At 70.0% G+C, this 20,868-nt stretch carries 19 protein-coding genes; 7 read left to right on the top strand and 12 right to left on the bottom strand.

The features are described from left to right. Nucleotides 1-3: 3 nt before the first annotated feature. Genes ASF96_RS08210 through ASF96_RS08195 form a run of 4 tightly spaced genes read right to left on the bottom strand, consistent with a single transcriptional unit; the run spans nt 4 to nt 5,265 of the window. Nucleotides 4-1,968, bottom strand: a complete 1,965-nt coding sequence (locus ASF96_RS08210) for a glycogen debranching N-terminal domain-containing protein (protein ID WP_082509477.1) — start codon at nt 1,966-1,968, stop codon at nt 4-6. Beyond that, nucleotides 1,965-2,879, bottom strand: a complete 915-nt coding sequence (locus tag ASF96_RS08205; protein WP_055838073.1) for a carbohydrate ABC transporter permease — start codon at nt 2,877-2,879, stop codon at nt 1,965-1,967. Before ASF96_RS08205 ends, ASF96_RS08210 begins: the two co-directional genes overlap by 4 nt. After that, complete coding sequence (locus ASF96_RS08200; protein WP_055938003.1) at nt 2,876-3,988, bottom strand: carbohydrate ABC transporter permease; 1,113 nt, start codon at nt 3,986-3,988, stop codon at nt 2,876-2,878. Before ASF96_RS08200 ends, ASF96_RS08205 begins: the two co-directional genes overlap by 4 nt. A 26-nt stretch (nt 3,989-4,014) precedes the next feature. Next, nucleotides 4,015-5,265, bottom strand: a complete 1,251-nt coding sequence (locus ASF96_RS08195; protein WP_055938000.1) for a sugar ABC transporter substrate-binding protein — start codon at nt 5,263-5,265, stop codon at nt 4,015-4,017. A gap of 187 nt (nt 5,266-5,452) precedes the next feature. On the opposite strand from ASF96_RS08195, the gene ASF96_RS08190 reads away from it, so the two are divergent. Beyond that, nucleotides 5,453-6,463 carry a LacI family DNA-binding transcriptional regulator gene (locus tag ASF96_RS08190; RefSeq protein ID WP_055937998.1) on the top strand — a complete coding sequence of 337 codons (1,011 nt, stop codon included), beginning with the start codon at nt 5,453-5,455 and terminating at the stop codon, nt 6,461-6,463. 427 nt (nt 6,464-6,890) lie between these two features. Here ASF96_RS08190 and ASF96_RS08185 read toward each other — a convergent pair whose 3' ends face one another. Next, complete coding sequence (locus ASF96_RS08185) at nt 6,891-7,664, bottom strand: IclR family transcriptional regulator (RefSeq protein WP_055937994.1); 774 nt, start codon at nt 7,662-7,664, stop codon at nt 6,891-6,893. 60 nt (nt 7,665-7,724) lie between these two features. On the opposite strand from ASF96_RS08185, the gene hutH reads away from it, so the two are divergent. Next, nucleotides 7,725-9,269, top strand: a complete 1,545-nt coding sequence (hutH, locus tag ASF96_RS08180) for a histidine ammonia-lyase (protein ID WP_055937991.1) — start codon at nt 7,725-7,727, stop codon at nt 9,267-9,269. 66 nt (nt 9,270-9,335) lie between these two features. On the opposite strand, the gene ASF96_RS08175 is transcribed toward hutH, so the two are convergent. From ASF96_RS08175 to ASF96_RS08155, 6 genes are all read right to left on the bottom strand, one after another. Further along, a complete protein-coding gene (locus ASF96_RS08175) occupies nt 9,336-9,800 on the bottom strand; it encodes a SixA phosphatase family protein (RefSeq protein WP_055838056.1) in 465 nt (154 codons plus the stop codon). Then, nucleotides 9,797-9,994 (bottom strand): hypothetical protein, encoded by a 198-nt coding sequence (locus ASF96_RS16885; protein WP_156458783.1) that lies wholly within the window; start codon nt 9,992-9,994, stop codon nt 9,797-9,799. Before ASF96_RS16885 ends, ASF96_RS08175 begins: the two co-directional genes overlap by 4 nt. Further along, complete coding sequence (locus ASF96_RS08170) at nt 9,991-10,341, bottom strand: gamma-glutamylcyclotransferase family protein (RefSeq protein ID WP_156458782.1); 351 nt, start codon at nt 10,339-10,341, stop codon at nt 9,991-9,993. The genes ASF96_RS16885 and ASF96_RS08170 overlap by 4 nt, the downstream gene beginning before the upstream one ends. A 211-nt stretch (nt 10,342-10,552) precedes the next feature. After that, nucleotides 10,553-11,827, bottom strand: a complete 1,275-nt coding sequence (locus ASF96_RS08165) for a DUF445 domain-containing protein (RefSeq protein WP_055937988.1) — start codon at nt 11,825-11,827, stop codon at nt 10,553-10,555. After that, entirely contained in the window at nt 11,827-12,987 is a 1,161-nt protein-coding gene (locus ASF96_RS08160) for an acyl-CoA dehydrogenase family protein (RefSeq protein ID WP_055937985.1), read from the bottom strand. Before ASF96_RS08160 ends, ASF96_RS08165 begins: the two co-directional genes overlap by 1 nt. 106 nt (nt 12,988-13,093) lie before the next feature. Continuing rightward, a complete protein-coding gene (locus ASF96_RS08155) occupies nt 13,094-13,846 on the bottom strand; it encodes an alpha/beta fold hydrolase (protein WP_055937983.1) in 753 nt (250 codons plus the stop codon). A 127-nt stretch (nt 13,847-13,973) separates the two neighbouring features. Here ASF96_RS08155 and ASF96_RS08150 point away from each other — a divergent pair, with 127 nt between their 5' ends. Next, nucleotides 13,974-14,378 carry a hypothetical protein gene (locus ASF96_RS08150; protein ID WP_055838046.1) on the top strand — a complete coding sequence of 135 codons (405 nt, stop codon included), beginning with the start codon at nt 13,974-13,976 and terminating at the stop codon, nt 14,376-14,378. 418 nt (nt 14,379-14,796) lie between these two features. On the opposite strand, the gene ASF96_RS08145 is transcribed toward ASF96_RS08150, so the two are convergent. Beyond that, nucleotides 14,797-16,002, bottom strand: coding sequence for an MFS transporter (locus ASF96_RS08145; protein ID WP_055937980.1), 1,206 nt, complete (start codon nt 16,000-16,002; stop codon nt 14,797-14,799). Nucleotides 16,003-16,412: 410 nt separating this feature from the next. Here ASF96_RS08145 and nrdH point away from each other — a divergent pair, with 410 nt between their 5' ends. Genes nrdH through nrdF form a run of 4 tightly spaced genes read left to right on the top strand, consistent with a single transcriptional unit; the run spans nt 16,413 to nt 20,278 of the window. After that, nucleotides 16,413-16,646, top strand: coding sequence for a glutaredoxin-like protein NrdH (nrdH, locus tag ASF96_RS08140; protein WP_055838040.1), 234 nt, complete (start codon nt 16,413-16,415; stop codon nt 16,644-16,646). Between the two features lie 28 nt (nt 16,647-16,674). Further along, entirely contained in the window at nt 16,675-17,115 is a 441-nt protein-coding gene (nrdI, locus tag ASF96_RS08135; RefSeq protein ID WP_055838034.1) for a class Ib ribonucleoside-diphosphate reductase assembly flavoprotein NrdI, read from the top strand. Further along, nucleotides 17,097-19,265, top strand: a complete 2,169-nt coding sequence (nrdE, locus tag ASF96_RS08130) for a class 1b ribonucleoside-diphosphate reductase subunit alpha (protein WP_055838031.1) — start codon at nt 17,097-17,099, stop codon at nt 19,263-19,265. Before nrdI ends, nrdE begins: the two co-directional genes overlap by 19 nt. Before the next feature lie 38 nt (nt 19,266-19,303). Next, nucleotides 19,304-20,278 carry a class 1b ribonucleoside-diphosphate reductase subunit beta gene (gene nrdF / locus ASF96_RS08125; protein ID WP_055838028.1) on the top strand — a complete coding sequence of 325 codons (975 nt, stop codon included), beginning with the start codon at nt 19,304-19,306 and terminating at the stop codon, nt 20,276-20,278. The last annotated feature ends 590 nt before the right edge of the window (nt 20,279-20,868 follow it).

Genomic DNA, 20,868 nt, shown 5'->3' with positions numbered 1-20,868 from the left:
CGGCTAGGCTCCGGGCGAGGTCGTGAGCGCGGCCAGGCACACCACCGCGGCGGCGGCCGACCAGGCCTGGGGGCGGCACGCCGCGGGGTACGGCGTCGGCACCGACGAATGGGTGCGCGGGTCGCCGGAGTGCAGCTCGGGCACGCGGTAGGCGAAGCCCTCGGCCGCGTCGAGCAGCCCCTCGACGACCGCCCGCGCGTCGGCGCGGAGCCCGGCGCGCAGCATGCCGTGGGCGGCGATCGCGGTGTCGTGCACCCACACGCTGCCCCCGTGGTACGACAGCGGCCAGTAGCCCGCGGCCGCGGTCGACATCGTGCGGACGCCGTACCCGCTCGACATGCTCTCGCCGCGGAGCAGCCCCGCGACGTGCGCCTCATCGTCGGGTGAGAGGATGCCGGTCCCCAGCAGATGCCCGATGTTGCTGGTGAGGGTGTCGACGGGCTTCTTGTCGCGGTCGAGCGCGACGGCGGGGTACCGGCCCTCGGGAGTCTCGACCCAGTAGCTCTCGGCGAACCGCGCCTTCAGATCGGCCGCCCATCCGCGCCAGAACGCCGCCTCGCTGGCATCCGACTCGCTCCCGAGCGTGTCGAGCAGGTCGGCACCGGCGAGAGCCGCCTCGTAGGCATAGGCCTGCACCTCGCAGAGCGCGATCGGCCCCTCGGCGAGTCGCCCGTCGCGCCACTGGATCGAGTCGCCGGAGTCCTTCCACCCCTGGTTCGACAGGCCCGTGCCCAGGCGGTCGATGTAGTCGAGGAAGCCGTCGCCGTCGCTGTCGCCGCTGTCGCGGATCCAGCCGAGCGCGGCGCGCAGCGTGGGGAGCAGCTCCCGCACCTCGGCGTCGGGCATGCCGGCGCGCCAGGTGTCGGCGAGAAGGCAGATCCACAGGGGCGTGGAGTCGACGCTGCCGTAGTACTTCGGCGGCAGCACGATGCCCTCGCCGGGCATCTCGAGCGCCGAGGCGCGCAGCTCGTGCAGGATCTTGCCCGGCTCCTGCGCGGTCGACGCGTCGTCGTCGGCGCCCTGCAGCCGCGCGAGCACGCGCAGCGTGGACTCCGCGATCGCTCGGTCCAGCGGCAGCGTCAGACGCGCGGCCCAGATCGAGTCGCGGCCGAAGAGCGTGAAGAACCACGGCGCTCCGGCGGCGAAGAACTCGTCGTCGGGGTGCTCGGGCAGCACGAGGCGCAGGGCGTCGAGATCGTCGAGCGCGGTGTGCAGCCACCGTCCGAGCCGCGGGTCGGTGGTCGTCTGCGCGACGGCGGCGGCATTCCACCGCGCGGGCGCCGCGGCCGAGCCGACGACGAGGGTGTCGTCGCGCAGGGTGAGGGTCCACGCGACCTCGACCGATCCGAGAGCGGGGATCTCGACGTCCCAGCGGGCGGTGAGCTCGCCGGCCCCGGATGCCACACGTGCCCCCGGCGCGATCAGCTCGAGTCCCTGCGGGCCGGCATCGACGATCGCCCGATCGCCGGCGAGCTCGATGCCGGCGGGACGCGGGTGCGCGTGCCCCGACTTCACCTCGTGCAGTTGCGCGAACTCGGGACGGAGTGCGAGGTGCAGGGTCGTCACGACGGGGTGATCGACGCGCGAGCGCAGGGTCCAGGTTTCGCTGAGGTGCCCGTCGGACACCCGGCGATCGCGCAGCAGTCGCACCTTGGGATCCGGGGTCGCGTCGTCGAGCGCGCGCAGCAGACCGCCGAACACGATGCGCGACGCGCCGTCGGGAGCCGTCGAGATCCACTCGACGGGGGAGTCGTCGCAGCTCGCGGTCAGCGACCGCACGTGCCGCACATCGCCGTGGTAGACCCCGTGCACGGCGGCGGAGCCCATGTCGCCGGTCGAATCGGACCACACCTGCGTGGGAGCGCGGAGCGCGATGACGGCGTCGTTCAACAGGGGCTGCACAGGAGTCGGGGTGGCCGTCGTCCCGGACACGCGCGAGGCGGGCGAGGTGGTGGGGGCGGTGGTCATTCTTTGACGGCTCCTTCACTGGCGTTCATGATGCGGCGCTGGAAGACGAAGAACACCACGGCGACGGGGATCGTCATGATGGCCGCGGCCGCGAGTTTGAGGGGGAACTGGCTGCCCTGGCTGAGCTGACCGCTCGCGAGGGCGGCGACGCCCTTGGTGAGGGTGGTCAGCTCGGGGGACTGGGTCGAGACGACGAAATGGCTCAGCTCGTTCCACGATCCCTGGAACGACAGGATGACGATCGTGATGAGCGCGGGGCGCGCCATGGGCAGCACGACCGACCAGAAGATGCGGAAGGTGCCGGCGCCGTCGACGCGCGCCTGCTCCTCGACGGACGGGGGGATCGACTCGAAGAAGTTCTTCATGATGAACACGCCCGCGGCATCCACGAGGAGCGGGAGGATCATGCCGGCGTACGAGTCGTAGATGCCGAGTTGGTTGATCACGAGGAACTTCGGGATCAGCAGCACCACCGTGGGCACCGCCATGACCCCGACGAGTCCGGCGAACACGAGACCGCGTCCGCGGAACTGCAGGCGGGCGAGCGCGTAGCCGGCGAGGGAGTTGAAGAACACGCGGCCCAGGGTGACGAAGACGGTCACGATGGCGGAGTTGCCGAACCACACGGGGAAGTCGGAGTTCAGGAACAGGCGCTCGTATGCCGCCCACGTGAAGGGCTGCGGCGCGAGCGAGATCGGATCGGCTGCCGCCGCGGCATCCGTCTTGAACGAGGTCGCCACCTGCACCAGGAACGGATAGATGTAGATGACGGCGAGCACGATGAGCAGGACGTAGAGGCCGATCTGCCAGCGCAGGGCCTTGCCCGACAGGCGGTGCCGGCGGGGACGCCGGGGCCCCTCGATCCGCTGCTCCGCGAGGACGGTGGTCGCGGGGGATGCCGTGGCGGTCATCGCGTGCCTCCCTTGGTGCCGGTGCGTACCTCGTACTGCCGGATGCGGCGCCGCGAGACGGGACGGTCGCGCAGCACGAATCGCTGCAGGATCGTCAGCGCGACGATGATGACGAACAGCACGAAGGCGATCGCGGCTCCCTGGCCCCACTGCTGCGACAGGAAGGCCGACGAGTAGCTGAGGTACGCGGGTGTGAGCGTCGTCTTGCCCGGGCCTCCCTGCGTGCCGGTGTAGATCTGGTCGAACACCTGCCACGTGCCGATGAGGCCCAGGGTCAGCACTGTGAACAGCACGGGCTTGAGCTGGGGGAGGGTGACGCGCCAGAACCGCTGCCATCCGGTCGCGCCGTCCATCATGGCGGCCTCCTGCACGTCGCCGCCGATGTTCTGCAGACCCGCGATGAACAGGAGCATGAAGGTTCCCGAGGTCGTGAACACGGCCATGACGATGAACGCCGACATCGCCACCGAGGGACCCGCGAGCCAGTCCCACCACGACACCCCGAGCAGGGTGTTGCCGGTGAGGAAGGCGGGGCCACTCGTGATGCCGACGGCGCCGAGAAGGTTGTGCACGACACCGGACGGGTCGCTGAACCAGTTGGGACCGTTGATGCCGAGCCACGACAGCACCTCGTTGACGGCGCCCGAGGCCGAGAAGAGGAACAGCCACAGCACGGTGATGGCCACCGAGCTCGTGACCGAGGGGAAGTAGAAGGCGGTGCGGAACAGCCCGCGACCGCGCAGGACCGCCCGGTTGACCAGCACGGCGAGGAAGAGCGAGAGTGCGGTCTGCAGGGGCACGACCAGCAGCACGTACCAGCCGTTGTTGCGCAGGGCCGTTCCGAAGTCGCGTTCGGCCAGACCCCCGCCGGTGGTGACGGCGGCGTAGTTGTCGACGCCGACGAAGTCGACGGTCGACGAGAAGGGGCTGCCGCGCCCGGTCCAGTCCGAGAAGCTCACCCACAGCGCCATCAGCACGGGGACGAGCAGGAAGACGCCGAGGATGATCAGCACGGGGGCGGTGAACAGCCAGCCGGCGGCGGCCTCGCCGCGCCGGATCCCCGAGGAGGGGGACCCGGCGCGGCGGGACGCGGTGGTGAGAGCACTCATGAGGGGTTCGCGTTTCGTGGGCGCGATTACTTGACGATGGCCTCGAGGTTGGACTGCGCCGTCTGCAGCAGCGCCTGCGGGTCGCCGGTCTTCAGCGACTCGAGCTGGGCGTTGAAGTCGGTGATGACGTCGGCCGCGCCCGCCATGTTCGGCGGGAACTGGGCGTACTCGGCGCCGGCGAGGAACGCCGTCAGCGTCGGGTTCGCGCTCGTCCACGCGTCGGCGGCGGACTGGATCGAGGGCATCGGGCCGAAGGCCTGCGAGAACGCCAGCTGCTGGTCGGTGCCGGTGAGGTACTCCACGAGCGAGCGGGCCTGCTCCTGGTTGCCGCCGTCGGCGGCCATGCCCCAGCAGTTGGTGAACTGGAGGGTGCCCTTGCCGCCGGGGCCGGCGGGAAGCTCGGCGACGGTGTAGTTCACGTCGGGGTAGTCGGCCGACATCGCGCCGGTGATCCAGTTGCCCTCGATGACCATGGCGGCCTTCTGAGTGCCGAGCGCCTCGCCGCCCCAGCCCGCGCCCACGTCGGACGCGAAGGCGAAGGTGCCGTCGTTCAGGTGCGTCTTGACGTAGGTCAATGCCTCGACGTTCTCGGGGCTGTCGGCCGTGGCCTGCCCGTCGGTGACGAGGCCGCCGCCCGCTTGCGCCATGAAGGCGCCGACGCGCTGGTACTCGGCGCCGAACGCGAGTCCGACGCGGCCGTCGACCGTGAGGCGCTGCGCGACGGATGCCAGTTCGTCCCACGTCGTGGGGATGTCGGCATCCGTGAGTCCGGCGGCCGACCACAGATCGGCGTTGATGATCAGCGCGAGCGTCGAGAAGTCTTTGGGTGCGCAGTAAAAGGTGCCGTCGACGGTGAAGTTGTCGACCAGCGAGGGGTAGAAGTCGTCTTTGTTCGCCAGGTCGTCGCCGTAGGCCGCGATCGATCCGTTGGCGGCGTAGCCCGCGAGGGCCTCGGGCGCGAGATAGAAGAGGTCGGGCGGGGAACCGGCGGCGAAGCCCTGCGAGAGCTGCTGGGGCAGGTCGTTCGCGGTCTGCACCTCGGCCTCGACGCCGGACTGCTCGCTCCAGGCGGCGACGGCATCGGTGACGGCCTTCGTCTCGGCGTCGCCTGAGGAGCCGATGAGCAGGCTGAGCTTTCCGCTGCCGGACGCCTGGTTCTCGCCGGGGGTGTCGGAAAAGCCCGAGCCGCAGGCGGTCAGCGCGAGGGCGCCGGTGGCCAGCAGGGCGCCGGCGCCGAGCCAGGTGCGCGCGCGGCGGATGGGAGTGTGCCGTGTCATGTGTCTCTCTCCTTCGATGAGGCATGCGACCCCTCCGTGGTGCTCGGAGGGCCAGAGTTTGAACGTTCAAACTGTGATGCGACTACGGTAAGGAGGGGGAGCGGCGTCTGTCAAGCGGTTGTCGCGCGGCTTAGGCTGACGGTCTGGACGGCGTCGGTCCGCCCGAATCGACGAGCGAGGGGGTCGCATGGCGAAGGCGCCCACCGTCGACGACGTCGCCCGTGTCGCGGGCGTCTCGCGCCAGACCGTCTCGAACGTCGTGAACACCCCCGACATCGTGCGCGAGTCGACGCGGCTACGCGTCGAGGCCGCGATCGCCGAGCTCGGCTACCGGCCGCACGCCGCGGCCCGGCGTCTGCGCACGCGCCGCAGCTCGACCATCGGCATCCACCTCGATCCCTATGCCGGGGGGATCTCGGGCGTCGTGCTCGACCGTTTCGTGCACGCCCTCACCGAACGGGCGGGAGAGCGCGACATGCGCGTCCTGCTCTACGCCGCGCGCACCCCGGAAGAAGAGATCGCGCGCCTCGGCGACCTGCTCGAAGGTGGCGAGGTCGACGCCGTCGTGGTGACCGGAACGTTCCACGGCGATCCCCGCACCGGGTGGCTGACGGCGCGGAACCTCCCCTTCGTCTCGTTCGGTCGCCCCTGGGGGGAAGACGACGTCGAAGCCCCCGCGCACCTGTGGGTCGACGTCGACGGCGCGGCGGGCACCCGCGCCGCCACGCGACACGCCGTCGAGCACGGAGCGGGACCGGTGGCGTTCCTCGGCTGGCCCCGCGGGTCGGGCACCGGCGACGAACGCGAGCGAGGCTGGCGCGAGGCCGTCGCCGACGCCGGGCGCCAGCCGGTGCGCTGGACGGTCGAAGAGAACGTCGCCGCAGCCCGCGACACCGTCGCCGCGGGGCTGGCGGACACCCCCGGCATCGGCGCGATCGTCTGCGCGAGCGACTCCCTGGCGATCGGCGCCCATCTCGCCGCCAGCGTCGCCGGGCGCGACGACCTCGTCATCGTCGGCTTCGACAACACCCCGGCGGTCGAGGCTCTCGGGCTGTCGAGCGTCGAGCAGCTCCCCGAGCGGGTGGCATCCGGAGCCCTCGACCTGCTCATGGGCGAGAACGGCACCATCGTCGCCCCCCGCGCGGCCGTGGCCGGCGCCGCGCACGTGCTGGTGGAGCCGCGGCTCGTCGTGCGCTGAGACGCGGGGCGGGTTCCGCGGCGCGGGTGCCCGGGCTGCGGTGGTGCGGGCGCGTCCGCCCGGTCCGCGGCGGTGCGGACGCCCGGCCCGGCCCGCGGCGGCGCCGACGCTCGGACCGTTGAGTGTCCGAGACACGCCGTTCGGGAGGCGCGGGGTGCGGCGTGTCTTGGACACTCAACGGGGCGTGCGTCGGCCGGGCGGGCGGGACGGCGCGCGGCGGCGTGCCTCGCTTCGCCCGCGCTGCGGCGTGACCGCTGCGGACACGACCCCGTTGAGTGTCCGAGACACGCCGTCCGGGCGGGGCGGGGTGCGGCGTGTCTCGGACACTCAACAGCGTTTGCGTCGTGCGGGGCGGGACGGCGGGCGGCGGCCGGACTCGCGGCGGCCGGACTCGCGCGGGCCGGGCCGGGAGGCGGGGCGGCGGGCCTCAGCCGGGGCGGCCGATCCGGCGGGACAGCTCCGCCGCCGTCGCAGAAGCGGCCTCGGCGAGGGCGGTGGCGTCGCGCTCCGCGCCCTCGGCCGGCCAGGTGAGCGCCACGGCAGCGGCGGGCCACCCGGTGTGATCCCGCACGGCCGCGGCCACCGAACGGAACCCGGGGGTGACCTCGCCGTCTTCGCTCGCGAACCCGGCGGCGCGCACGTCGCGCAGCATCTCGCGCAGCGCGCGCGGAGTCGCGGGACCGAGACCGTGCCGCTGCGTGAGGGCCGTGGCATCCGGGAACGACGCCCTCACCTGCTCGCGCGGGAGGGCGGCGAGCATCGCGCGTCCCGTCGCGGTGAGGTGCGCGGGCAGGCGCACCCCGACGTCGGTCACCAGCGCGGGGCGGCGCGGGGCGCGCTCCTCGACGATGTACAGCACGTCGCGCCCGGTGAGCACGGCCAGGTGCGCGCTCTCGCCGACGCGGTCCGACAGCGCGGCGAGCAGCGGGCGCCCGAGGCGGGCGAGCGGCTGCTGCCGGGCGTAGCCGCCGCCGAGTTCGAAGGCCGCGGTGCCGAGCCCCCAGCGCCGGTCGCCGGGCAGGTGCACGACGTACCCGTGCTGCTCGAGGGTGGCGAGCAGGTGGTACGTGCTCGATCGGGGGATGCCGAGCGTCGTCGCGATCGTCTGCGCGGCGACCGGCCCGGGCTGGCGCGCGAGCAGTGAGAGGATCCGCAGCGTCTGGTCGGCGGCGGGAACCTGCGGGGCGGGAATGTCTGGCATGACAGACACAGGATGCCAGATCCCCGCCACACGGGGCCTTCGCCGCGATGGAATCAGGGCATGAACTCGAGCGTCACCGTCGGACCCACCCCCCTCGCCCCCCGCGACGTCGTCGCCGTCGCCCGCCACGACGCCCGCGTCGAGGTGGCCGCCGAGGCGCTGCGCCGGGTCGCCGACACCCGCTCACTCATCGAGGCGCTCGCCGACGACACGCAGCCGCACTACGGCATCTCTACGGGCTTCGGCGCCCTCGCGACGACCTTCATCGCCGAGGATCGGCGCGCCCAGCTGCAGGCCAGCCTCATCCGCTCGCACGCCGCCGGCACCGGCGCCGAGGTCGAGCGCGAGGTCGTGCGCGCCCTGATGCTGCTGCGCCTGCAGACCCTCGCGACAGGGCGCACGGGCGTGCGCCCCGCCGTGGTCGAGACGTACGCGGCGCTGCTGAACGCCGGCATCACCCCGGTGGTGCGCGAGTACGGCTCGCTCGGTTGCTCGGGAGACCTGGCCCCGCTGTCGCACGTGGCGCTCGCGGTCATGGGCGAGGGCGAGGTGCGCGACGGCGAAGGACGCGCCACGACGGCCGCCGAGGCGCTCGCCGCCGCCGGCATCGCCCCGCTCGCCCTGCGCGAGAAAGAGGGGCTCGCCCTCATCAACGGCACCGACGGCATGCTGGGCATGCTGCTGCTCGCCCTGCACGACATCGACATGCTGTTGACGACCGCCGACGTGTCGGCCGCGATCTCGATCGAGTCGCAGTTGGGCACCGACGCCGTCTTCGCCGCCGACCTGATGGCTCTTCGTCCCCAACTCGGTCAGGCCGCGTCGGCGGCGAACCTGCGGGCGTTCCTCGCCGGCTCATCGATCGTCGCGAGCCACCGGGGCCCGCAGTGCACGCGCGTACAGGACGCCTACTCGCTGCGCTGCGCGCCCCAGGTGCACGGCGCCGCCCGCGACACGCTGGCGCACGCGGCGGCCGTCGCCGACCGCGAGCTGCTCTCGGCCGTCGACAACCCGGTCGTCACCGTTGATGGGCGCGTCGAGTCGAACGGCAACTTCCACGGCGCCCCGGTGGCCTACGTGCTGGACTTCCTCGCCATCGCGGTCGCCGACGTGGCATCCATGTCGGAGCGACGCACCGACCGCGCGCTCGACGTGGCCCGCAGCAACGGTCTGCCGCCGTTCCTCGCCGACGAGGTGGGCGTCGACAGCGGACTGATGATCGCGCAGTACGCCGCCGCGGGCATCGTCTCGGAGCTCAAGCGTCTGGCCGTGCCGTCGTCGGTCGATTCGATCCCCTCGAGCGCGATGCAGGAGGACCACGTGTCGATGGGCTGGGCCGGTGCCCGCAAGCTCCGTCGCGCCGTCGACGGGCTCGCCCGTGTGCTCGCCATCGAGGTGATGACCGGATGCCGTGCCCTCGACCTCCGCGCCCCGCTCGCCCCCGCGGCCGCCACCGGCGCCGTGCGCGACCTCGTGCGCACGCGAGTCGCGGGCCCCGGACCCGACCGGTTCGTCTCTCCCGAGATCGAGGCCGTCACCGACCTCGTCCTCTCGGGTGCCGTCGCGGGGGCCGCCCTCGCGCGGATCGAATCAGGTCGCGCCTGACCGATACGACGGCAGGTGCCCCGCGCGAAGGGCGGGTGGGTACGCGGGTGCGGCCGACCGCGGCTTTCAGGGCGTCAGCAGCTCGTACTCGTCGGGCGGGGTGGCATCCACGTCGTCCCAGGTTCCTTCGTGCCAGGTGAACACGGCCACGGCGCACGTGACCATGCGCTCGTCGCGATCAGCCAGGCGCGACACCAGCGCGCTCATGCCCGGGTCGTGGGCCACCACCATGACCTCGTCGACGCCGGCGGCGCGCGCGGCGGCCAGCAGATGGTCGGGGTCGGCGAGGTACAGGTCGGCCTGCTCGACGACGTCGACCTCGAACGCCCGGCCGAAGGCCTCGGCGGTCTGGCGGGCGCGCAGGGCCGTGCTCGACAGCAGCACCTCGGGGCGTACGCCCTGACGCACCACGCGGCGCGCCATGGCCGGCGCGTCCCGGCGCCCCCGGTCGTTGAGCGGGCGGTCGTGGTCGTCGAGGCCCTCGTCGGCCCAGTCCGATTTCGCGTGTCGCGCGAGGATGAGTTGGATCATCGTCTTTCCGCCAATCCGGGCAGGAGTTCGAGGGTGCACGGCGCGGCGAGCCGCACGGTGCGGGCGTGGTCGGTGTCGGCGCTGGCGGCACCGGGGTGTGAGGCGGGGGAGCGTCGTCGCCCCGCGGTGCGGCCGGCGCGCACGGACGCGTCGCCGACGCGCGACCGGAGCGAACCCAGGGACGGAGCGCTCATGCGGCCACGTACACCCATGCTCGGAGGCCGCTCGCCAGGCTGACCGAGGCACGGCGGTACAGCGACACCTCGTACTCGTCGGCCGCGTCGAGCTCCTCGGCGGTCAACGTCAGGACGCGACCGAACACGCGGTCGTGCGCGTCGCCCGTGTGCCGCAGGATCGGGTGCTTGTCGAGGCCCGAGAGCTCCGCGACGCGCTCGTCGTCGATGTCGGTCCACTCGAGGCGGTATCCGGGAAGCGCGTCGGCGTCGCCGCCGACGAGGCGGCCGAACGTGTCGAGCTGCACGTCGGGCAGCTGCAGCGTGCCGTAGGTGAAGAGGAGCTCGAGCCCCGAACCGTCGCTCACGCGCCCCAGGCTACCCACCCGGTGACCCCGATGGGCGGTGCGACGCGATGGCCGTCACGGCACGGTCGTCGGAGCTGTGCGCGGCGCCGCTGGAAGACGGCCGTCGCGGCCCCGCTCCCGGACCTTCGCGCCGGGCCGCCTCGAGTCGACGGCCCTCTCCGCCCCGCCGCCGGAGCCTCACTCCGGGCTGCAGGCAGACAACACGAGACGCTCACGAGCCCCATGCGAAATGCGCGATCGTGAAGATCGCGAGGCCCGCGAGGGCGCCGACGATCGTGCCGTTCAAGCGGATGTACTGCAGGTCGCGACCGACCATGAGCTCGATCTTCTCGGTCGTCTCTTCGGCGTCCCACCGTTCGACGGTGTCGGTGATGATCGAGGCGATGTCGTGGCGGTAGCGCCCGACGACGAACACGGCGGCGTCGGTCACCCACCCGTCCACCCGCTTCTGCAGGGTCTCGTCGTGCTGCAGGCGGCTCCCGACCTCGGCGAGGGCGGCCGAGGCCCGGCGGCGCAGGGCGCTCTCGGGGTCGGCGAGGGCGCGCAGCAGTCCGCTCTTCGCGGTGTTCCAGGCATCGGCGGCGAGTTGACGCACGCGCGGGCTGTCGAACACCGAGGCCTTGGCTTCTTCGAGGCGCACCATGGTGGCGGGGTCGTGCTGCAGGTTGTCGGCGAGGCGGCGGAGGTAGCCGTCGATCGCCCCGCGAGCCTGGTGCCGCGGGTCGGCGCGCACGGCGTCGACGAACTGCACGGCCTCGCGATAGACGGTGTCGTCGACGAGTCGCGTGGCCATGCTCGGCACCCACGCCGGCATGCGGCGCGAGACGAGGCCGTCGAAGACCTCGCGGTTGTTGCCGAGCCAGACGGCGATGTTGTCGAGAGCGAGGTCGACGGCGCCGTGGTGGGCGCCCGACCCGACGACGCGTTCGAGCCACCCGCCGATCGAGGGGCCCCAGTCGGGCGAGAGCAGGTGCTCGCGGGCGAGGTCTTCGATGAGCGTCTGAACGTCGTCGTCGCTCAGCGCCGTGAGCACGCTGGTCGCGAGCGTCGCGCCCTCGGCGGCGAGGCGGTCGGCGTGCGCGGGCTCGGCGAGCCAGGCCCCCGCGCGGGCGGCGAGCGGCGTGGACTCGAGCTTCGTGCGTACGACGTCGCCCTCGAGGAAGTTGGTCTCGACGAACTCGCCGAGCTGCTTGCCGATCTCGTCTTTGCGTCGGGGGATGATCGCGGTGTGGGGGATGGGAAGGCCCAGCGGATGCCGGAACAGCGCCGTGACGGCGAACCAGTCGGCCAGCGCACCGACCATTCCGCCCTCGGCCGCGGCGCGGACGTACTGCATCCACTCGATCTCGCGCTGCAGCGAGAACGAGATCGCGAAGATGACCGCCATGCCCAGCAGCGCGCCGAGGGCGACGCCCTTCATCACGCGTAGCGCGCGGCGGCGTTCCTGGTCGGCCGGGCTGAGCAGGGTCGACGGGGTGCGGGCCATCACGCGGTCACCGGCCCGAGCCAGGCCGAGGCGGCGGTGGAGTGCGCCGATTCGGGATCGGAGGGATGGAACATGCCGGCGAGGACGTCTCGGTAGAGGCGGCTCAGCTCGGTGCGCGAGAAGTACGCCGATCCGCCGGCGACGAGGACCGCATCGTCGACGACCGACTTGGCCATGGTGACGGCGCGGTGCTTGACGCCGGCCAGCAGTGAGAACCACCGGGCGCCGTGGTCGACCACCGCGTCGACGTCGGCGCTCAGGGCGGCGAGCTGCGGGGGCAGCGCCTCGTAGGCGATCGCCATTCCGGCGACGCGTCGACGGATGTCGGGGTCGTTCGCGTACGTCGTGCCTGTCTTCTTCGACCGCTTCGAGGTCGCCGCCTCGACCGCGAGGTCGAGCGCGCGCCGGGCGATGCCCGTGTAGACCGATGCGAGCAGGATCTCGAAGACGGCGAAGATGCCGAACACGAGGGCGTCGGGCTGCGGTCCGGGATCGATGCGCCGTACGACGCGGTCGGCCGAGGCGCGGGCGTGGCGCAGGTCGGTGGTGCGGCTCTGCGTTCCGCGCATACCGAGGGTGTCCCAGTCGTCGCGGGTGACGACGGCCTCGTCACGGTCGAGGAAGGCGAACACCATCTTCGGCGCGTCGGGCGACGTGGTGTCGAGCCCGTGGACGCCCAGATGGGTCCACACCGGCGAGAGCGAGGTGAAGATCTTCGTGCCGGTGAAGGCATACCCACCGTCGCCGTCGGGGACGGCGTCGGTGTCGCTGCCGAAGAGCACCAGGTCGTTGCCGGCCTCGCTGATGCCGAAAGCGAACACCTCGCCCGCGGCGGCCCCGCGCTGGACGAACTCGAGGTCGTCGATCCCACGATCGCGCAGCACCTTCGCCACCCCGGTCCACACCAGGTGCATGTTGATCGCGAGCGCGGTCGCCGGGGCGGCCCCCGCCAGGCGCTGCTGCAGCACCGACGCGTCGGCCAGGGTCAGTCCCGCACCGCCGAGCTCCGTCGGCACCAGGATGCCGAGATACCCGGCCGCGCGCAGCTCGTCGAGGTCGTCGTGCGGAAAGGTGTTGTCGCGGTCGTGCACCACGGCCCGCTCGCGGATGCGCGCGAGGAGGTCATCGGGCAGGTACTGCGCCGGATCGAACGGGGTCATGGCATCCATTCTGCTCGGGTGCGCCGACATCGCGGGCGGGGTGGCAGCGGGTGCCGAAAGCTGCAGCACGATCCGACGCCGCTCCGGCCGTCGTCGCCGGGGGGTGTCACGCCAGCGCGGCGAGGAGGGCGGCGATCGCGGCCTCGGGGCGATCGCGGTGCGGCGAGTGCCCCGCCCCCGCGACGACCTCGAGGGTGATGACGGGGTTCTGCAGGACCTCGGCGGCCAGGTCGCCGGTGAAGATCGAGTGCACGGCGGGGTCGGCGCCGATGATGCGCGTCGGCACCGCGAGGGCGGCGGCCTGCGCCCGTACGTCCCAGATGTCGTTCTGCGTGCTCGTCTGCTCGACGGCCCACCGGCTCGCGCGCCGCGTCGCCCGCGCCTTCAGCTCCACGTCGATCGGATGCCAGGTGGGATGCGCCGCGCGCACGGCCTCTTCGCTCGGGTCGGCGAACGACTGCTCCTGACTCGCTCTGACGATCGCGCGGTCGTCGTCGGACAACCGGATCGCGGGGTCGACGAGCACGAGTCGATGCGTCCACGAACGGTCGTTCGCGGCGGCGACCGTGGCGGCCGCCCCGCCGAGGGAATGCCCGACCACCGCGTCCCACGCGCCCCCGCCCGCAGGCACGGTGCCCGACAGGTCGGCCGCGTACGCGTCGATGCGGTAGTCGAGGGTGCGCGGGGCGTCACCGTGTCCGCGCAGATCGACGGCCACGGCGTGCCATCCCGCGTCGGCCAGCGCCGAGGCGTACCGCCACATCAGGGCGCCGTCGGAGCCGAGACCGTGCGCGAGCAGCACCCGCGGTCCGCGGGGATCGCCCCACGACAGGCGGGGCAGGGTGACGGGGGAGGTCATGGCATCCATTCTGCTCGTCGGTCGCGCTCGCCGGAGCGCGCGGAGACGCATGGCGTCAGGGGGAATCGATCGCGTCCGCGTGCACGCTTCGGCCCGGCATCGCGCGACGGCCCCCAGAATGGATGCCATGATCTCGACCGAGATGGCCCTGGCCCTGCGCGAGGCGGGATTGGTGTGGCATCCCCGCTCCGGCGACCGTTTCCAGCTCGACGAGCCCGAGTTCGAGGCCGACGTCTTCACAGTCAGCGAGATGACCGTCGAACCCCGCGACTACCCGACCGGGCGCATCCTCGCATTCAACGGCACGACGGAGTGGGCGCTGGACTCCGTCGCCACCGAGGAAGCGCTGTGGCTGCCGTCGGAGTCGCAGCTGCGCGAGCTGCTGCGGGCGACCTTCCGGTCGCTTCGCCGACTGTCGGATACCTACGAGGTCGAGATCTCGGTCGCGGGCGCATCGCTCGTCTTCGACCACCCCGAGCCGGCCGACGCGTACGCGCTCGCGGTGTTGGAGCTGCTGCGGCGGACGCAGTGACGTCGGCGTAGCGGCGTCTACGCGGGGGTGTGTGGGGCGCGGGCGTTCGCGTGTGGGTGTTTGGGTGCGGGGCTTTCGCGTGCGGGCGGATTGCGTGCGGTCGAGTTGCGCGTGTTCGCGTGCGGGTGAGCTGCGTCCGTGCGTTTGAGTGCAGGCGTTCGCGTGTGGGGCGAGCGGAGGGTGAGGGACGAACGGAGGAGGGGATGCCGGTGTCTCGCCCTCCCTTCGTCCCTGGTCCTCCCTTCGTCCCGCGACGGAGGCGGAGTTCGCGACGGCCGAGACCTGAGCGGGCCAGAGAGTCGGCGCAGGCAGGGGAGCTCGCGCTGGCCGGGGAGCTCGCGCCGGATGCCTGACCCGCGCGGGCAGGGTGAACGTGCGCCGGTGAGGGGGATGGATGCCGGGGATGCGGCATCCGGGCTCAGGTGATGGTCTCGACGGGCTCGGTATCGGGGATGGGGCTCGAGTCGCGGTGGCGCAGGTCGGGGAAGCCGCGCACGAACACCGCCGCGACGATGAACCCGGCGACGGCGAACGCGGCCGCGGCGACGTAGGCCCCCTGCGGGCCGATGCCGTCGACGAGGAAGCCGGCGACGGCCGAGCCCGCGGCGGCTCCGATGAGTTGCCCCGTGCTGATCCAGCCGTACGCCTCGGCGGTCTCGCTGAACCGCACGCTCGCCGAGGTCATCGCGAACATCACCGCGAGCGCCGGGGCGATGCCCGCGCCGGCGACGAGGAGCGTCGCGCCGATCCACCACGCGTTGAGCGAGAAGACGGTGAGCGAGAGTCCGAGCGCGACGATCGCGAAGCGACGGGCCATGGCCCAGGGACCGATGGGGATGTGGCCGAACGACAGCCCGCCCGCGAGGCTGCCGACGGCGAAGACGGCGAGGATGAGTCCCGCCTCGAGGCCGCCGTGGTCGAACGTCGCCACGACACCCGCCTCGACCGCGGCGCAGGCGCCGATGAGCAGAAACCCCGTCGCCGTCGCGAGAACGACCGGCGGCTTGCCGAGCACCCGGCCGAGGCCGCGGCGGCTGCGCGGAATGCGCACGCGTCCGACCTCGGGGCTGAGGATGAACCAAGCACCGCCACCGAGCAGGATGACGACGACGAGCAGCAGACCGGGGACGGTGCCGACCTGGGTCGCCACGAGGGTGATGAGCACGGGCGCGAGCACCCAGATGATCTCTTGCAGGGAGGCGTCGAGCGAATACAGGGGAGTGAGCTGCTTCGACGGGACCATCTTGGGGTAGATGGTGCGCACGGCCGACTGCACCGGCGGATTCGACAGGCCGGCGACCAGGCCCAGGACCATGTACAGGGGCAGGGGCATCTCGATCAGGGCGAGCGTGGCGATGGCGGCGGCGCACACGAGGAGCGTCACCGAGAGCACCCGGCGCATGCCCCAGATGCCCATCCAGCGGCTCGTGACGGGACCGGCGACGGCCTGCCCGATGCTGGTCGCGGCGAGGACCAGGCCCGCGGCCCCATAGGAGCCGGTGACGTGCTCGATGTGCAGCAGAACGGCGAGGCTCGTCATGCCGTTGGGGAAACGCGCCGTCAACTGTGCGGCGATGATGCGACCCACGCCGGGGGTCTGGAGGAGTTCGCGGTAGCCGGCCACCGCACAACGCTATCTCCCCCCTCCGACATCGGGGAACGGCGGTGTTCCGACCCCGGGCGACGAGGGGGAAGGGCCCACCGGGGCGACACGCCCGCGACACGCCGGAGAGTGGATCGGCCGACCTGTGCAATGTCGGAACCCCTCGCTAGCGTCCGATCTGTGGACAAGTCGGCGCGCCGCTGTTAACAACCGCGGAATCGCGCCGGTCGAACGGCTTCGGAGAGGAGTGGGATCTGTGGATGAAATCGTGGACAACCTGTGTTGTACATGGGGAGAGACGGTGGAAAATCACACGGATGTAACTACTACCCCTTGTGGTGACTTCCGATGTCGGTCCCCATATGTAGTATTGAGGTCCCGGCTAGCCCTGCTTGCTCGGACGAAGAATTTCCAGGGGAGAGAGAGACAACATGGCGATCACGGTCTACACCAAGCCGTCCTGCGTCCAGTGCACCGCGACCTACCGTGCGCTCGACTCGAAGGGCATCGAATACAACGTGCTCGACCTGTCGGAAGACCCGTCGGCACTCGAGCAGGTCAAGTCGCTCGGCTACCTGCAGGCCCCCGTCGTCATCACCGACGAGGACCACTGGTCGGGCTTCCGTCCCGACAAGATCGATGAGCTCGCCTCGCGCCTCGCTTGATCCCTCGACAGCCTCGACGACTCCCGTCATGAGCGCTGTCCTGTCGGCGACCGAGGCTCCGCTGCTGGTCTACTTCTCGAGCGTGTCGGGCAACACCGCACGTTTCATCGAGAAGCTCGGCAAGCGGGCCGTGCGCATTCCGATGCGACCGATCGATCCGCCCCTCCACGTCGACGAACCCTTCGTGCTGGTCACCCCCACCTATGGCGGGGGTGCCGGCCGGGGCGTCGAGAAGGGCGCGGTCCCCAAGCAGGTCATCCGCTTCCTCAACGAGGAGCGGAACCGACGCAACATCCGCGGCGTCATCTCCGCGGGGAACACGAACTTCGGCGACGCATTCTGCCTCGCCGGCGACATCATCAGCCGCAAGTGCACCGTGCCGCACCTGTACCGGCTGGAAGTATTCGGCACGCCAGACGACGTCGAGCGCGTCACCCAGGGATTGGAACGATGGTGGAAGCTGAACTGACCGACGTGCACTTCAAGGCGGAATTCAAGACCGAGGCCCGTTTCGAGGGGCTGGACTACCACGCCCTGAACGCGATGCTGAACCTGTACGACGCCGACGGCAACATCCAGTTCGACGCCGACAAGCGGGCGGCGCGGGAGTACTTCCTGCAGCACGTCAACCAGAACACCGTGTTCTTCCACTCGCTCAAGGAGCGCCTCGACTACCTCGTCGAGAAGGAGTACTACGAGCCGACCGTGCTCGCGAAGTACTCGATGGACTTCATCCAAGAGCTCAACGACCGCGCCTACGGCGCCAAGTTCCGTTTCGAGACCTTCCTCGGCGCGTTCAAGTACTACACGAGCTACACGCTCAAGACCTTCGACGGAAAGCGCTACCTCGAGCGCTTCGAGGACCGCGTCGTCATGACCGCCCTCGCCCTCGCCGACGGCGACCCGCGTCTCGCGGTGCAGCTGGTCGACGAGATCATCTCGGGACGCTTCCAGCCCGCCACCCCGACGTTCCTCAACGCCGGCAAGGCGCAGCGCGGCGAACTCGTCTCGTGCTTCCTGCTGCGCATCGAAGACAACATGGAGTCGATCGCCCGCGGCATCAACTCCGCCCTGCAGCTGTCGAAGCGCGGCGGCGGCGTGGCCCTCCTGCTGTCGAACATCCGCGAGTCGGGTGCGCCGATCAAGCAGATCGAGAACCAGTCCTCGGGCATCATCCCCGTGATGAAGCTCCTCGAAGACAGCTTCAGCTACGCCAATCAGCTCGGCGCCCGCCAGGGTGCCGGTGCGGTGTACCTCAACGCCCACCACCCCGACATCCTGCGCTTCCTCGACACCAAGCGTGAGAACGCCGACGAGAAGATCCGCATCAAGACGCTCTCGCTGGGTGTCGTCATCCCCGACATCACGTTCGAGCTCGCCAAGAACGGCGAAGACATGTACCTCTTCTCGCCGTACGACGTCGAGAAGGTCTACGGCAAGCCGTTCGGCGATATCTCGGTCACCGACAAGTACCGCGAGATGGTCGACGACCCGCGCATCAAGAAGACGAAGATCAACGCGCGCGAGTTCTTCCAGACCCTCGCCGAGATCCAGTTCGAGTCGGGCTACCCGTACATCATGTTCGAAGACACGGTGAACAAGGCGAACCCCATCGCCGGCCGCATCAACATGTCGAACCTGTGCTCCGAGATCCTGCAGGTCAACACCCCGACGACGTACAACGAAGACCTCTCATACGACACCATCGGCAAGGACATCTCCTGCAACCTGGGCTCGATGAACATCGCCCTGGCGATGGACGGCGGCGACCTGGGCCTCACGGTCGAGACCGCGATCCGCGCCCTCACCGCCGTGAGCGTGCAGAGCCACATCGCCTCGGTGCGCTCGATCGAAGACGGCAACGACCGCTCGCACGCCATCGGCCTCGGCCAGATGAACCTGCACGGTTACCTCGCTCGTGAGCACGTGTACTACGGCTCCGAAGAGGGTATCGACTTCACGAACATCTACTTCTACACGGTGCTGTTCCACGCGCTGCGGGCATCGAACCGCCTCGCCATCGAGCGTGGCGCGGCCTTCGACGGCTTCGAGAACTCGACGTACGCGTCGGGGGAGTTCTTCGACAAGTACACCGACCAGGTGTGGGTGCCGCAGACGGCGAAGGCGACCGAGCTGTTCGCGGGCGTGCAGATCCCCACGCAGGACGACTGGCGTGAACTGAAGGCCTCGGTGCAGGCCCACGGCATCTACAACCAGAACCTGCAGGCCGTGCCGCCGACCGGGTCGATCTCGTACATCAACAACTCCACGAGCTCGATCCACCCGATCGCCTCGAAGATCGAGATCCGCAAGGAAGGCAAGCTCGGCCGCGTCTACTACCCGGCTCCGTTCATGACGAACGAGAACCTGGAGTACTACCAGGACGCCTACGAGATCGGTTACGAGAAGGTCATCGACACGTACGCCGCGGCCACGCAGCACGTCGACCAGGGCTTGTCGCTGACGCTGTTCTTCAAGGACACCGTCACCACCCGCGACATCAACAAGGCCCAGATCTACGCGTGGCGCAAGGGCATCAAGACCATCTACTACATCCGTCTGCGTCAGCTGGCGCTCGAGGGCACCGACATGACCGAGTGCGTCTCGTGCATGCTCTGAGCCGCTGACCATCCACCGATAGAGGACGCAGGAACGCCATGGCTGAAAAGCTGCAGCTGCTGAACCACGTGCAGGCCATCAACTGGAACCGCATCCAAGACGACAAGGACCTCGAGGTCTGGAACCGTCTGGTGAACAACTTCTGGCTCCCCGAGAAGGTGCCGCTGTCGAACGACATCCAGTCGTGGAACACGCTCACCCCCGAGGAGCAGACGCTCACCATGCGCGTGTTCACGGGGCTCACGCTCCTCGACACGATCCAGGGCACGGTCGGCGCGGTCTCGCTCATCCCCGATGCGCTCACCCCGCACGAGGAAGCCGTCTACACGAACATCGCGTTCATGGAGTCGGTGCACGCCAAGAGCTACTCGTCGATCTTCTCGACGCTGTGCTCGACGAAAGAGATCGACGAGGCGTTCCGCTGGTCGACCGAGAACGAGTTCCTTCAGAAAAAGGCGCGCATCGTCATGGATTACTACCGTGGCGACGATCCGCTCAAGCGCAAGGTCGCCTCGACCCTGCTCGAGTCGTTCCTGTTCTACTCGGGCTTCTACCTGCCGATGCACTGGTCGAGCCGGGCGAAGCTCACGAACACGGCCGACCTGATCCGCCTCATCATCCGCGACGAGGCCGTGCACGGGTACTACATCGGCTACAAGTTCCAGCGCGGACTCGAGACGGTCGATGAGGCACGTCGTCAGGACCTCAAGGACTACACCTTCTCGCTCATGTACGAGCTCTACGACAACGAGGTGCAGTACACGCAGAGCCTGTACGACTCGGTCGGACTCAGCGAAGACGTGAAGAAGTTCCTGCACTACAACGCCAACAAGGCGCTGATGAACCTCGGCTACGAGGCGATGTTCCCGTCGTCGGTGACGAACGTGAACCCCGCGATCCTGTCGGCCCTCTCGCCCAACGCCGACGAGAACCACGACTTCTTCAGCGGGTCGGGTTCGTCGTACGTCATCGGCAAGGCCGAGGCGACGGAAGACGACGACTGGGACTTCTGAGTCCCGTGTAGGTTCGTCGGATTTCTTTCAAAAGCCACTTCGTATCTTGCAAACCTCAGCGAACCCTGCAATTTTGGCGTTTATCTTTCAATCGGAGCGAGGGTCGGCACGACCCTCGCTCCGGGCCCGGCGGTCGGGCTAGTGGTTCGAACACCTCGAAACAGGCCGAACGAGCTCGTGTCCCCGTGGCCGCACGGCGAAGCGTCGGATCATGCAGGTGAGGTCGCACGGGCATTCGCGTTGAACCTTCGCGAAGCGGTTGGGAACCGGACTCTACGTACGGTTGCCGTCGAGTGCGACGTGAACCACGAGACCGTGAGAGCGATTCTCGAGGGTCGCGTGTGGCCGGATATGCGAACCATCGCCCGTCTGGAGCATGGCTTACGCGTTTCCTTGTGGCCCCAAACCCAGGACAAATAAGGATCGGCCTTCGAAAAGAATTTCGAAGACCGATGGTAAACTTAATACGTCGTCAGACAACTTGGAAAGGCTCCAAGTACGGTTCCTCGGACGTGAGGTGGAAGTCAGTTTCAGAGGCTAACTTCTGTCAACTTTACGAGTCGAAAGCGGTGGTGTCAATTTCGCACCAC

It is taken from the genome of Microbacterium sp. Leaf179 (genome assembly GCF_001423785.1).
Lineage (GTDB): Bacteria > Actinomycetota > Actinomycetes > Actinomycetales > Microbacteriaceae > Microbacterium.
The sequence above is the reverse complement of the archived record's forward strand: the minus strand, read 5'-3'. Positions and strand labels throughout refer to the sequence as shown.